This window comes from Bacteroides sp. Marseille-P8574 (assembly GCF_902825465.1).
In the GTDB taxonomy this organism is placed as follows: Bacteria; Bacteroidota; Bacteroidia; order Bacteroidales; family Bacteroidaceae; genus Bacteroides; species Bacteroides uniformis.
Genome location: NZ_CADEBE010000002.1, coordinates 212,289 through 226,538, shown reverse-complemented (window position 1 = coordinate 226,538; position 14,250 = coordinate 212,289). Strand labels below are relative to the sequence as shown.

The window sequence follows — 14,250 nt, the reverse complement described above, 5'->3', positions numbered from 1 at the left end:
TCCATAACTTGTAGCTCATCCTCCCTATTGTTTCTTACTGAACTTCTCCTGCAACTTCTGCATCAATTCGTAAAAATTAGGAATATAGACCGTGGCAAGCAAGGTATTCAGTGCCATACCAAACACTACAGCGGCTCCCAGTGCAACACGGCTTCCCGCCCCTGCTCCGGTTGCAAAAAGCAATGGCATAACCCCGAATACAAATGCAAGTGATGTCATCAGAATAGGCCGCAGACGGATATGCCCTGCCTGAAATGCCGCATCGCGGATTGAATTGCCTTGTGCACGAAAGTCACGTGCAAACTCCACAATCAGAATACCGTTTTTGGCAGACAAGGCAACCAGTAGGATGATACCGATTTGTGTGTAGATGCTGACCGGAGTTCCCATGACATAGCATCCCAGCATGGCACCGAGCAGCGCCACCGGAAGTCCCATTACGGCAGCTACCGGACTGGTCCAGCTTTCGTATTGTGCGGCAAGCACAAGGAAGGCAACCAACAGTGCCATGACGAATACGACGGTTGTAGTGGTTCCCGCCTGCGTCTCCTGATAGGCCACCGAAGTCCATTCATATCCGAACTCGTCTCCGAGATGCTCCTTGATTAGACTTTCCATTTGCCGGATGCCCTCTCCCGAACTGCTGCCCGGAGCCACATTGCAGGTCACGGCTGCTGTGGAGTACATGTTGTAGCGGTTTATCTGGTCCATGCCAAGCTGTTCTTCCACTCGGGTGAAGGAGGAGAAAGGTACCATTTCGCCCGATGCATTGGGAACGCTCAGTTTCAGGACATCGTCGATGACACGCTGGGCATGGTCACCTGCTCCCAGCTTCACTTGGTAGATGTGGCCGAACTGCACATAATCATTGACGTAGGCCTCTCCCATATAGTAGCCCAGGGCAGTGAATACGCTGTTCAGCGGAATGCCCATCAGTTGCACCTTGTCGCGGTCGATATTCAGGAAATATTGCGGGACATTGGCTTGGTACTGGCTGCTGACCGATGCCAATGCCGGATAATTGTGGTAGTGCTCCATCAAGGTCTCTACGGCACGTTGCATCTCGGTGGCACCGAGGTTGTGGCGGTCTTCCAATTGGAGTTGCAGGCCTCCGGTGGCTCCCAGCCCGGGGATGGCAGGCGGAACCATGGCAAATATCTCTGCTTCCTGGATGCCATACACTTCCATATTGAAGCGTTGCACTACGGCTTCAGCCGTATGTTCCTTTCCCTTGCGTTCATTCCAGTTCTGCAGTACGATGAAGTAGGTGGCCGCATTGCTCTGTTCCCCTCCTCCCATCACGGAGAAGCCGGATATGCCGATGTAGTCCTTTACTTCGGGGTAAGAATCGAGAATCTTATTTATTTGTTTCCCTACGGCTTGGGTACGCTCCAGACTCGATGCAGGGGGAAGTTGTACGACTGCGAGGAAATAGCCGTCATCTTCTTCCGGAACAAACATGGACGGCCATTTGACAAACAGCAGGACGGCAATCAGTGTGAACACCGCATACGAAACGATGGAAGCGCCGGGACGCCGGAGCAGATACTCCACTATCCGGTCGTAGACTCCTTGTGTCTTGTCGTACAGACGATTGAATCCTCGATACAAGGGATTCTTGGAAGGCCGGGTAGGTTGCAGCATCAAGGCACAGAGCGCCGGAGTAAGGGTCAGTGAGTTGAATCCGCTTAGTACGGTGCTGGCTGCAATGGTCAGGGCGAACTGTTTGTACAGTTGCCCCGAAATGCCACTGACGAGCGTTGTCGGGATAAATACGGCAAGCAGCACCAGCACTACCCCGACAATAGGTCCGGTAATCTCTCCCATCGCTTCGGTCACAGCCTGGCGGGAGGTGTAGCGCCCCGTGTCCAGCAGACGCGTGGAGTTCTCCACCACCACGATGGCATCATCCACCACGATGGCCACGGCAAGTATCAGCCCGAACAGCGTCAGCGTATTGATGGAGAAGCCGAACAAGGACATGACGGCCAGTGTGCCGATGAGTGATACCGGAATAGTGATACAAGGAATGACGACCGCCCGCCAGTTCTGCAGGAACAGGAAGATGACGAGGACTACCAGCAGGGTCGTTTCAAGGAACGTCACCATCACTTCGTCTATGGAGGCATGAATGACATCCGTAGTGTCCAGGGTTACATTGTATTGTATGCCTGCAGGGAAATTTTGCGAGAGTTCCTGCATTTTTGCCTTTACTCCTTTGGAAACGTCCAGCGAGTTGCTGCCAGGTTGCTGATAGATAGCGATGGCAGCGGTGGGTTTCCCGTCCAGTTGGGATACTACGCTGTAAGAGGCCGAGCCTAGGTCGATGTGCGCCACGTCGCGCAGACGGAGTATCTTCCCTCCGGCTTCGGTACGCAGGATGATGTTGCCGAACTCTTCGGGCGAGGTAAGGCGCCCTTTTACGGTCAGGCTGTATTGATAGGCATTTTTATTGTCTGTGCCGATGGGTTGCCCTACGTTACCTGCGCTGACCTCCACATTCTGTGATTGGATAGCTTGGTATACATCGGCCGGAGAAAGATAGCGGATGCGCATGGCGGCAGGGTCGAGCCAGATACGCATGGAGTAGTCCCCTGCTCCCATCACATTGACGGCGCCTACACCGGGCACGCGTGTTAACTGGTCTACGAGATTCAGCTTGGCATAGTTGCTGAGGTAAAGTCCGTCGTAGTCTTTGCTGTCCGACGTCATCGTGAGGAACATCACGATGTTCGATGACTGTTTCTGCACCGTGACACCTTGTACCACAACGGGAGTAGGCAGTGACGACTGGGCTACGCTGACCCGGTTCTGAACTTGTACGGTAGCCATATCAATGTCCGTGCCTACGGCAAAAGTAATGGTAAGCGAGTAAGCGCCCGATGAGCTGGAGTTGGAGGACATATAAAGCATTCCGTCCACTCCGTTGACTTGCTGCTCGATGGGAATGCCGACGGTTTGTGCCACCGTCTGCGCATTGGCTCCGGGATATACGGCACTGACCTGCACAGTGGGTGGTGTGATGTCCGGATATTGGGCAATGGGCAGGATGCCCAGTGTGACCAGTCCTGCTACGACGATGAGCAGCGCCAATACGGTAGCAAAGATAGGACGGTCTATGAAGAATTTTGAAAACATAGGCTTTGGTATTAATCAATTCATATTAGTTGTCAATGGGATGTACTTTCATTCCATCCCTTACCTTCATCAGTGCTTTGGTGACGTAGCGCTCCCGGGGAGTGATGCCTGCCCTTATCTGGCGCAGGCTGTCCCCTATCAGTTGTCCGGTTTCTATATGGCGGTAGCGCACTATATTCGAATCGTTGACTACGTATATGTATTTCCCCAACTGGTCGGTACCGATGGAGGCGTCCGGCAGCAGGATGGCCTGCTGTTGCTCTCCGTAGGGCAAGGTGATGCTGACGTAGAGGCCGCTTTTCAGAAGTCCTTTAGGATTGTCGAGACGGGCGCGGATGTTCAGAGTTCCGGTGTTCAAGTCTACGTTGGGCGAAAGATAATCCAGTTGTGCAGGATAAGTGAGAAGCCCGTCTTTGCCCAGGCTGACGGTTACTTGCCGGGGAATGCTGTCCCCTTGCTGCATCAGCATGGAGAGCCATTGGTTGTCTGCCACGTTGAAGTAGGTGTACAGATGGTCGTCCTTGTAGATGGTTGCCAGTGTGACGGGCTGCACGCTGCCGCCTACATAGCTTCCGGCATCCACCAGGTTACGGCTTACAGTGCCGTCGAAGGGGGCACGGACGGTGCAGTAGCTCAGATTGGTGCGTGCCGTGTTCAGGGCTGCTTCCGCATTGCTCACTGCAGCCTGCGAGGTTGCCACGTTGGATTGTGCTTGCAGCACTTGTATACGGCTTACGGCATCGCTTTTCACGGCCTCCTGCATACGTGTGTAGTTGTTTTGGGCGTATTCCAGGTTGGCGCGGGCAGTGTTGAGTTCTGCTTCTGCCTGCCGCACATTGTCTTGATAGACTGTCGGTTCGATGACAAAAAGCACTTGTCCCTGGCGTACCCGGCTGCCGGGAGCGTAAGAGATGGTCTGTAAGGTTCCGCTGACTCTGCCTACCAGGTCTACGGTCTTTTCAGAAGTCAGGTAGCCCGGATATTCTTTTGTCAGCGTGATGTTCTGCACTGTCGGACGGGCCACGCTTATCTCGGGAATGGGCATCGTTTGTGCCGTTTCTTTCCTTCCCCCGCATCCCGTTGCCAGCAATGGCAGGATGAGCAGGGTGATGTACATTTGATTTTTCATATACGGTTCGGTTTAGTTTATATTCTTATTTCTGATTCATTTCATATCCGCCTCCCAATGCCTGGTATAAGGCTATCAGATGCAGCAAGGAGCTGCCTTGTGCCTGCACCAGTTGATTTTCGTATGTCAGGAGTGAGCGTAGTGCGTCCAGTACGTTCTGGAAGGGAGTAAGCCCTTGTTTGTACAAATCGAGGGAGAGCTTTAGCGTTTCTTCTCCCTGGTTGCATACTTCGCGCATGGCAACAATCTGTTGGATGGAGTTGCGGTAGGAGTTCATGGCATTATCTGTTTCCTGCACGGCGGTAAGCACTGTCTGGTTGAACTGGTGAATGGATTCATCGAGCTGGGCACGTGCCAGACGGGTGGCGTTCACCAGTTTGGTACCGCTGAATAAGGTCCAGCTGATGCTTGGAGCAATTTCAAATGTCATACTGTTCCGTTTAGTCAAGTCCTTCAAGTCATGGGAGGAATAGCCGATGGAACCTTTCAGGAACACTTGCGGCAGCCAGTCTCTTTGGGATGCGCCAAGCATTGCCGCTTGTGCGTTGACTTGGCGTTCGGCTTGCCGTATATCGGGGCGGCGGAGCAGCAGGTCGGCAGGAATGCCGATGCCTATAGGTTCCATGTAGTCGGGCAGTTTACCCGGTTTTTCCAGTATGGGGCGGATATGTTGGGGATAAGTACCGAGTAAGATTGCGAGTGTCGTGATGTATTGGTTGATGCCTGCCTCCAGTTGCGGGATGGAGGCTTTGGTACTGTAATATACGGATTTGGCTTGTGAAACGTCCAGTTTGGACACCAGTCCGGTTTTGTAGCGTACTTCGGTGATGTTAAGTACGGCTGCCTGGGTATGGCAATTGTGGGTCACTACACTTAGTTCTTGCTGCAGTTCGCGGAGTCCGATGTAGGCGGAAGCTATCTGGGCACAGAGGGATACCATGACGGAGGTATATTCCTCCTTGCTTGCCATGAAGGTTTCCCGCTGTGCCTTTACCCGTTGGCGGATACTTCCGAATACGTCCAGCTCCCAACTGGCGTTGAGCGAGGCGCTGTATGCACCGGTAATGGATTGCGGAAGTGCGTTGACATTGCCGCTGCTTTGCTGCCGTGCCCATCCTCCGTCCAATGAGATGGAAGGAAAAAAGCCGCCGCGTTCTATCCGCAGGTTGGCTTTGGCCATATCCATACGGTCCATGGCAGAAAGTACGGAATAGTTTTGAGTGGAGGCTACCGTAATCAATGAATCCAGCATCGGGTCATCGAATGCTTTCCACCACTTGTCGTCAACGGGTGGTATCTGTCCGCTGAACAGATTGTCATCTCCGGGAATGGCATGGGAGACGTCCCTTCCCCAGCCTTGTGGGAGTGGCTTCTCAAGATAGCGGTTGGCTTTCTGTGCCATAGCCGCAGGACATAGGCATAATATGAGCAACGCAGTGCTCCAAGCTTTTATATTCATAAATAAAGGTTTAGGTGGTTATCTTTTTATGGGATTGATAACAACCTAAACCTTTATTTGTTTATGAGTATCTTATCAGGTGTACTGAGTATTATCAGAAAGCATACCCGAATCCTACATTCAAGTAGATGGGATACATGGCAAAGGTAATGGTATTGAAATCTTTCTTAAAAATATCATTCAATCCCCATGTAAGGTCGGCAAATACACTCAGATGTTTGAAGGCACGCCAGTCTACACCAGCTTGCACGCCCCAGGCAAACTTGCGCAAGTCATCCGAAAAGTCGTAAGTGGCAATGGCACCGTCGGAGAAGTTCACCTTTTCTCCGGTGGAGTCTCCTTCACGCAAATAGCCTTCATATACATGTCCGGAGAATTCCTCATCCATCAGATATGAGACATATATACCTGCTTTGGCCCGCAATCGTGAGTTGATTTTATATGCACCCAGCACGGGGACGGTGATGTAGGCATTGCGTACTTTAGTTTTTACTCCCCCAGTCCAGTTGCCTTTTAAACGGTTACCGTCATTTCCTATGATTTCCATGCCATAGTTCTTTACTGTCGCTTTGGTAATCATATTTTTGGTTTCCAGTCTTACACCGGTTATTACACCCCATTTTTTTGTTGTGCCCAACCATTTAATGGCATTTCCTTCCAGCATAAAGGCTAAAGTAGGATTATAGGCATCAATACTTCGTATTTCTACGGGTAATGGAAGCGGAGAAGTGCCGCCGATACTGACACCGGCCCTTATCTCATATTCCCAACCGTGTAGAGCGGCGTTTATAAGCGTACGGTTCTGGTTTTCTTGAGCGTATAAGGCAGTCTGCATGCATCCCACCAGTACGATAAATGCTAATATTTTCTTTATCATGTTGTATTCCAATTCTATATGATTCTTATTCGTAAATCAGTTCCACTTCGTCTATAAGTAAGGTGCTTCCTGGAGCACCCTCAAAAGTGGCACCGTCCTTGCTTGAGGCAAATATGATGCTTATCTTATATTCTCCTTTAGTCAGTCTGGCTTCGTCAATCTTCTTTCCGTAGCGTTGGTAGTCGAAAGGTATATCAAAGAATTTCCATTCGTCTCCTTCTGTTTCTTGCGGATTGGAAACTAAAGCAAGAGCCACCATGCTGGGGTGTTCGTAGTTTTGATTCGGCAGATTTCCATCCAGTGTTACATCTGTCCCCTTTCCTGCACTGTCATATTTTACTCCATCATAAAATATTGCATAGATATTGAATATATCTTTTCGGGAGGTATATTCGCCATTTTCATAAAATTGTTCTCCGGCCTTGTACTTATAGTATCCAGTCAGTCGTAGAGGTTTATTGTAGAAAGGAGTACCGAAGCGCGTAGCACTAAGCGGATTGGTAATAGCATTCAGCATGTCAAAACTGCCGATAAACAGATTACCGGCGGCGATGGGCATACCTACCATGTTACCTAAGTCGCCAGTGAGGCGTGTTTCCAATTTCACACATTTTCCAGTTTTGCCATTGTCTATTTGGGTAGTAGGATAATCTTCTGTTGCGGCTCCACTCATAGCCCATTTGAATCCCTTATTACCACTTGCCCATGTCAATTCGTTACCGGAATCTTGCTCTTCGTAGAATTCCTGCCATACATTTTGCATGATTCTTACCTTTTCAAAGTGGTATGTGGTCGGAATGTTACTTGCCTTTTGTTCTCTGGCAGTAATGGCGTAGACACGATGCCAGGCCTTGTCTTCCGAAGTGACTGTATATCGTACTGGAGTCGTGAAGTCCTGAACACTCCCACTGGCAGGACTGATGGTAGCCCCCGGAGTCAATTCAAATATGGGGGCCAGACTTGTCATGTCCGTACCTTCTTTCACACTGATTCGTATTGGGTAGGCGTTCTGGCTTTCGTCGTACGACGGGTTCAGATCAATGTATGAATTTGCCAGTACATCTTCTTCAAAAGAGATGCCTGTTATATCAGCTTCAGCATTGGGTGCTTCATCTTTTATGCACGATGCCATCAATATTCCGAAAAGTGAATAGAGTATGAATAATTTGTTTAGTCTCATGCTTTTTAATTTAATTCTATTAATTTTTTCAAGCAGCAAAACTACTTCTTTTTTCTCTAATAGCAGGTTTTTATGAGCTTATTTAACAAAAAAACGGCAATAGGTGCTTGACTATTGCCGTTTTATATATAAAAATGTTCTATTTTTAATTATCTGAGCCGATATGTACGATTTTTCTTTTGGCTCTTACTGGCTTTTCCTTTACAACTTCCACTTTCTGTTCGGGAGTTATACCTGCCAGTTCCGGGTCAATCATGATACGGCCACAATATTCGCAAACGATGATTTTCTTGCGTGAGCGGATGTCCAATTGTCTCTGAGGCGGAATCTTGTTGAAGCAACCACCGCAAGCATCACGCTGTACGTATACGATACCCAGTCCATTGCGTGAATTCTTACGGATACGTTTGAAGGACTGAAGCAGACGGGGTTCAATCTTTGTTTCCAGTTCTTTGGCCTTGTCTCTCAGCTTCTCTTCCTCTTGTTTGGTCTCGGAGATGATTTCGTCCAGTTCGCTCTTCTTTACGTCGAGGTCTTTTTGTCTTTCTTCCAGCGCAGCAGTGCTTTCTGCTACTTCCTGAGATTTTTCTTCCTCTTGTGCGGCAAATTCCTTGATACGCTTTTCGCAGAGTTCGATTTCCAATGTCTGGAATTCGATTTCCTTGCTCAAGAAGTCATATTCGCGGTTGTTGCGTACGTTGTCCTGCTGGTCTTTATATTTAGCTACAGAAGCCTTTGCGGTTTCAATTTCAACTTTCTTTCCTGCGATGGAGGATTTCAACTCGGATACTTCTGCCTTGATTCTGTCTATACGGGTACTCAGACCGGCTATTTCGTCTTCCAAGTCTTGCACTTCCAGTGGAAGTTCACCTCTCAACGTCTTGATTTCATCGATTTTGGACAGCATTGTCTGCAATTGGAACAAAGCTTTCAACTTCTGTTCTACGGTTAATTCCTGAGGATCTTTTTTTGCTTCTTTAGCCATTTTACTTACATGTATTTTATGGGGTTTGTATTCACCTTGGTCATCTGGACCTCAAAATGAGGAAACAAATCCCGGATTATTGTATAAAATATTTCTTTCGTATATTGCTCACTTTCATAATGCCCTATTTCAGCCAATAATATATCGGTATCATGTCCGAAATAGTCATGGTATTTTATCTCGCCGGTGATAAAGACATCTGCACGGTTGCGGATGGCAAGCGGCATTAGGAAAGCGCCGGCGCCGCCACATAATGCAACAGTCTGTATTTCCCGTCCGAGGAGTTTGTTATGTCTGAGACACCCTACTTCGAAGGTTTTCTTTATCCGTTTCAGGAATTCAAGTTCTGTCTCCGGTACTTCCAGTTCACCAATGACACCGGCTCCGGCTTGTACCCATGAGTTTTGCAAGGGATAAATATCATAGGCCGGTTCTTCATACGGGTGTGCCGCAAGCAGTGCCTTGACAGCCTCCGCTTTTTTGTAGGCGGGTATGATTGTCTCAATACGTACTTCACACTCGGTATGCAGCTCCCCTATCGCTCCACAGTATGGATTGGCGCCTTCTCGGGCTCGGAATGTCCCCTCGCCTTCCAGATTATAACTGCACGAATCATAGTTGCCGATATTGCCGCATCCGGCGTCGAACAAGGCTTTTCTCACGTCTTCCGCTTGGGCGGTCGGTACAAATGCGGTCAGCTTCACCAGCGCATTTTCTTTGGCTTCCAGAATACGGACATTCTTCAAACCGATTTTCTCGGCAATCTTGAAGTTCACTCCTCCCGGCGCATTATCAAGGTTAGTGTGCGCAGCATAAACAACGATGTCATTCTTGATGGCTTTCAAGATACAACGTTCCACATAATCCCTGCCCGTGATGGACTTATACCCTTTGAAAATGAGAGGGTGATGTGATATAACCACATTATATCCCAATGCAATGGCTTCATCCAGTACGGCTTCAGTAACGTCAAGACACAACAAAGCCCCTGTTGCTTCCGCATCTGTCAATCCGATTTGCAGGCCGGCATTATCAAATCCGTCTTGCAATGGCAGAGGCGCGAACCGTTCAAGGGCGCTTACTAATTCCTTAATTTTCATTGTGAACAGAAAATTTGGTTGCAAATATAGTAAAAAGCAGTGGATTAAAAAGAATTCCAGTTTAAAAAAGTCTTGTAGACTGTATATTTATATGCAATTGAACTCTTTGCGGGTATGATATGGTTATTTTTGCTCCTTTTTTCCCTTCTTCTCCACCATCACCGGCAGTAGTTTGCCGTAGGCGTCGAATGACTTGCAGGAAGCCAGAGAGATTGTAATCATCAGTGACAGCATGGAGGCGGTAAAGGTGATGACCATAATCATCATCTGATATTTGATGGCTACATTCGGGCTGCTGCCACCCAATATCTGGCCAATCATGGTTCCCGGAAAAGCAACCAGCCCCATCACGGATATATTGGCAATCAGCGGACTGAAGGATTTGATGATGGCTTGGCGGATGAAAGGTGTCTGTGCTTCTGCTCTTGTAGCACCATTGCCGAGAAGATATCGGTAAAGCTGTTGTTCTCGTTTCAATCCGCTATAATAGGTATTGAGGGCTATGACGTTACTGGATAGCATGTTGCCCATCAGTATGCCGAAAATAGGGATGAAATACCGGGCGCTGAATACGTTTTCCACTCTCAGTACTATTCCGATAAAGTACAAGCCTACACATACTACACTGCATAAGAAACCTGCGGATATGGGCAGGAACAGAATCTTCCTCTTCAATTGCGTTCGTGCCAATGCCGTCTGCGATGCTACGAATATCATGACAATTACCCATAGAAAGTTTATCCACGGGTTATCCCATAAGAAGAGGTAGTTCAAGTATATGCCGATGAAGAACAACTGGACAATCATGCGTGCCGTACCTATCACAGTAGCGCGCAACAGTCCGGTCTTGAACTTCCATATGTAAAACAACGGTATTAATAATAGCAATAATCCGATGCCCAGGCTGAGGTATGATATATCTATGGTTCCCAATAGTGTGTATGTTATTTCATGATTATATGTCGGTCGCATCCGTCGGCAAATCTTTTGTCATGGGATACGGTCAGTATGGTATTTCCCTTTTCTGTCTGCCTGCGGAAGAAAGAAAGTACTTTTTCCGCGGAACTGGAGTCGAGAGCGGAAGTCGGCTCATCGACAATGGTCAGTGGCTTGCCAATCATTGAGGCTACGGCTATCATCATCCGTTGGCGTTGGCCTCCGGATATTTCGTTTACCCGTTTGTAATATAACTCCCGCTCCAGACCCAAATCCTCGAAACATGCAAATAAGCGGGTTTCAGAAAAAGGCGTGCCCCGGTTTGCCTTTAGACCGAAGGGCAACTGTACCATGTCCTTTACCCACTCCAGCGGCAATGCCAGTTCTTGTGGAATCCATGCAGTCTGCTTACGGACAACGTCGACGTTTCCTTTATCCAGCGGAATGCCGTCTAATACGATACGTCCTTCTTTTAACGGGATAAACCCGAGTATGGCATTCAGCAGTGACGACTTTCCGCATCCCGAAGGGCCGGAGATACTGGCTATCTCTCCCCTTTCCAATTGCAGGTTGAAACCCGAGAAAAGTATATCGTTGCCGTAGGCGATACTGGCATTTTCTATTTGCAGCATGGTGTTCCTTTAATCTTTCTGTATCGCAAAGATAGTGCAAAAAAATATTTGTGCTATCTTTGACGCACTAATTAATTCAGGAAAGAAAGACTATGATACAGAATGAACGGGATTGCCGCCACGAACATGTGCTTGATGTGGCAAGGCAAATGCTGACTGCTGCGCGCACGGCACCGAAAGGAAAAGGTATTGATGTGATTGAAGCTGCGCTGGTTACGGGTGAAGACATTAAGAAGCTGTCTGAAAAGATGGTCGCTATGGTTGAAGAGCATGGTATGAAGTTCTTTCTCCGTGATGCGGACAACATTTTGCAGGCTGAATGTGTAATTATAATAGGTACGCGCGAGCAGGCGCAAGGTTTGAATTGCGGACACTGCGGTTTTCCCACTTGTGCCGGCCGTCCGGAGGGAGTGCCTTGTGCCTTGAATACGGTGGATGTAGGGATAGCCATAGGCTCGGTTTGTGCCATGGCTGCCGATTTGAGGGTGGATACCCGTGTCATGTTTTCTGCCGGACTTGCCGCCCAGCGTTTGGATTGGCTGAAAGGATGCAAGACTGTTTTTGCCATTCCGGTGAGTGCATCCTCCAAGAATCCGTTCTTCGACCGGAAACCGAAGGAAGATAAGTGATAATTGACGAGTAGAGGTTTGTAATCATAGAGTAGAGGTTTAGAAGTCTGAAGTAGAGGTTTGGCAATTCTAAACCTAAGGTTTATTCTCCCTCTCTCTGCTAACTTAAAAAGTAACGAATTAGAAAAGATAAATAATATGGGATATTTTGTAGGACTTCCGTTGGGGGGTGCCGCAGAGAAGGACTGTCAGGTGCGTTTTGGCAAGAATATGATTTTTCAGGTAGAGACACGTGCTCCCCACTTGCCTGCCGAATGGGCTTTGCAAAGCGGCATACAGCTTACATGGCCCCATGCAGATACAGACTGGGCCTATATGTTGGACGAAGTGCAGGAATGTTTTGTAGCCATTGCCCGCGAAATAGCCGCGAGGGAGTCATTGCTGATTGTAACTCCGGAACCGGATGAGGTGAAGAAACAGATTTTCGGCAGGGTGAATATGGAAAATGTCCGTTTCCTGAAGTGCGAAACGAATGATACTTGGGCACGCGACCATGGAGCCATCACCCTATTGGATGCTGACGGTGTATCTCTGCTCGACTTTAAGTTCAACGGATGGGGATTGAAGTTTGCATCCGATAAGGATAATTTGATTACGCGTCGTGCTGTGGAGGCGGAAGTGATGAAAGGAAAGTATGTAAATCGCTTGGGGTTTGTCCTTGAAGGCGGTTCTATCGAAAGTGACGGTATGGGTACGCTGCTTACCACTTCTGAATGCCTGCTTTCTCCTAACCGTAACGGGCAGATGAACCGAGTGGAAATTGAGGAATATCTTCGTTCCGTCTTTCACTTGCAACGTGTCCTTTGGCTGGATCACGGTTATTTGGCAGGTGACGATACAGACAGCCATATAGACACGCTGGCCCGTTTCTGCCCTGCCGACACGATAGCCTATGTGCAATGCAAGGATGCGGATGATGAGCATTACGAAGAACTGCATCGCATGGAGGAGCAACTAAAGACTTTCCGTACGTTAAAGGGGGAACCTTACCGTTTGCTGGCTCTGCCCATGGCCGATAAGATAGAAGAGGAAGGGGAACGGCTTCCTGCCACTTACGCTAATTTCTTGATTCTGAATGATGCAGTGCTTTACCCCACCTATCGCCAGCCGGAGAATGATGCCCGTGCGGGGAAAGTGTTGCAGGAGGCTTTTCCCGGTTATGAAATTATCGGGATAGATTGCTGTGCTTTGATTAAGCAACACGGTTCTTTGCATTGTGTTACCATGCAATATCCAGTAGGGGTGTTGAAGTAATGTTGATTACATAGTAAAACAATAAATTATAGAATAAGATGACAAAGAAAATAAAAGTAGGTATTATCCAGCAGGCCAATACCAAGGACCTCAGGACTAATTTAATGAATTTGGCCAAAAGCATAGAGGCATGTGCGGCGCATGGAGCCCAATTGGTCGTTTTGCAGGAACTGCATAACTCTCTGTATTTCTGTCAGACGGAAAACACGCAGTTGTTCGACTTGGCAGAACCGATTCCCGGTCCTTCTACGGGGTTCTATTCCGAATTGGCTGCTGCCAACGATATTGTACTGGTCACTTCTCTGTTCGAGAAACGCGCTCCCGGATTGTATCATAACACAGCGGTTGTTTTTGAACGTGACGGCAGCATTGCCGGGAAATACCGGAAGATGCATATTCCTGATGATCCCGCCTATTATGAGAAATTCTATTTTACTCCCGGTGATATAGGCTTCGAACCTATTCAGACATCTTTGGGTAAGTTGGGGGTATTGGTATGCTGGGACCAGTGGTATCCGGAAGCAGCACGTCTGATGGCACTGAAGGGAGCTGAAATACTGATATATCCTACGGCTATCGGTTGGGAAAGCAGTGATACGGATGATGAAAAGGCGCGTCAGCTCAATGCTTGGATTATCTCCCAGCGTGGACATGCTGTAGCCAACGGTTTGCCGGTGGTTTCAGTGAACCGCGTGGGACACGAGCCGGACCCTTCCATGCAGACCAATGGTATCTTGTTTTGGGGAAATAGTTTTGTGGCCGGACCGCAAGGTGAATTCTTGGCCCAAGCAGGGAACGAACGACCGGAAAATATTGTTGTAGAGGTGGACTTGGAACGTTCGGAGAATGTACGCCGTTGGTGGCCTTTCCTGCGCGACCGCAGAATTGATGCCTATGCCGGATTGACAAAACGATTTCTTGACTGATAACG

The 14,250-nt window shown here is 48.4% G+C and carries 12 protein-coding genes; 3 read left to right on the top strand and 9 right to left on the bottom strand.

Going from position 1 to position 14,250, the window contains the following annotated elements:
* Positions 1-24: 24 nt before the first annotated feature.
* The 9 genes from HUX74_RS13270 to HUX74_RS13230 all read right to left on the bottom strand — a co-directional run bounded on the left by HUX74_RS13270 (position 25) and on the right by HUX74_RS13230 (position 11,436).
* Positions 25-3,138, bottom strand: coding sequence for an efflux RND transporter permease subunit (locus tag HUX74_RS13270; RefSeq protein WP_174646824.1), 3,114 nt, complete (start codon positions 3,136-3,138; stop codon positions 25-27).
* A 25-nt stretch (positions 3,139-3,163) separates the two neighbouring features.
* Positions 3,164-4,267, bottom strand: coding sequence for an efflux RND transporter periplasmic adaptor subunit (locus HUX74_RS13265; protein WP_117964566.1), 1,104 nt, complete (start codon positions 4,265-4,267; stop codon positions 3,164-3,166).
* 25 nt (positions 4,268-4,292) lie between these two features.
* The gene (locus tag HUX74_RS13260; RefSeq protein ID WP_117964567.1) at positions 4,293-5,726 is read right to left on the bottom strand and encodes an efflux transporter outer membrane subunit; all 1,434 of its coding nucleotides are present in this window, start codon (positions 5,724-5,726) and stop codon (positions 4,293-4,295) included.
* Between the two features lie 94 nt (positions 5,727-5,820).
* Positions 5,821-6,603: a porin family protein gene (locus tag HUX74_RS13255; RefSeq protein ID WP_138345446.1), complete on the bottom strand. Its 783-nt coding sequence runs from the start codon at positions 6,601-6,603 to the stop codon at positions 5,821-5,823.
* A gap of 25 nt (positions 6,604-6,628) precedes the next feature.
* The gene (locus HUX74_RS13250; RefSeq protein WP_138345444.1) at positions 6,629-7,783 is read right to left on the bottom strand and encodes a PCMD domain-containing protein; all 1,155 of its coding nucleotides are present in this window, start codon (positions 7,781-7,783) and stop codon (positions 6,629-6,631) included.
* 145 nt (positions 7,784-7,928) lie between these two features.
* A complete protein-coding gene (locus tag HUX74_RS13245; RefSeq protein WP_025836049.1) occupies positions 7,929-8,768 on the bottom strand; it encodes a zinc ribbon domain-containing protein in 840 nt (279 codons plus the stop codon).
* A gap of 5 nt (positions 8,769-8,773) precedes the next feature.
* On the bottom strand, positions 8,774-9,868 hold the full coding sequence (locus tag HUX74_RS13240; protein ID WP_138345441.1) for a Nif3-like dinuclear metal center hexameric protein: 1,095 nt from the start codon (positions 9,866-9,868) through the stop codon (positions 8,774-8,776).
* 123 nt (positions 9,869-9,991) lie between these two features.
* Positions 9,992-10,801, bottom strand: coding sequence for an ABC transporter permease (locus HUX74_RS13235; protein WP_174646823.1), 810 nt, complete (start codon positions 10,799-10,801; stop codon positions 9,992-9,994).
* A gap of 11 nt (positions 10,802-10,812) precedes the next feature.
* Positions 10,813-11,436, bottom strand: a complete 624-nt coding sequence (locus HUX74_RS13230; protein WP_174646822.1) for an ATP-binding cassette domain-containing protein — start codon at positions 11,434-11,436, stop codon at positions 10,813-10,815.
* A 92-nt stretch (positions 11,437-11,528) separates the two neighbouring features.
* On the opposite strand from HUX74_RS13230, the gene HUX74_RS13225 reads away from it, so the two are divergent.
* The 3 genes from HUX74_RS13225 (at position 11,529) to HUX74_RS13215 (ending at position 14,245) form a co-directional block, all read left to right on the top strand.
* Positions 11,529-12,065, top strand: coding sequence for a ferredoxin domain-containing protein (locus HUX74_RS13225; protein ID WP_174646821.1), 537 nt, complete (start codon positions 11,529-11,531; stop codon positions 12,063-12,065).
* A 138-nt stretch (positions 12,066-12,203) separates the two neighbouring features.
* Positions 12,204-13,319 (top strand): agmatine deiminase family protein, encoded by a 1,116-nt coding sequence (locus tag HUX74_RS13220; RefSeq protein ID WP_117599715.1) that lies wholly within the window; start codon positions 12,204-12,206, stop codon positions 13,317-13,319.
* A gap of 38 nt (positions 13,320-13,357) precedes the next feature.
* Complete coding sequence (locus tag HUX74_RS13215) at positions 13,358-14,245, top strand: carbon-nitrogen hydrolase (RefSeq protein WP_117599714.1); 888 nt, start codon at positions 13,358-13,360, stop codon at positions 14,243-14,245.
* The last annotated feature ends 5 nt before the right edge of the window (positions 14,246-14,250 follow it).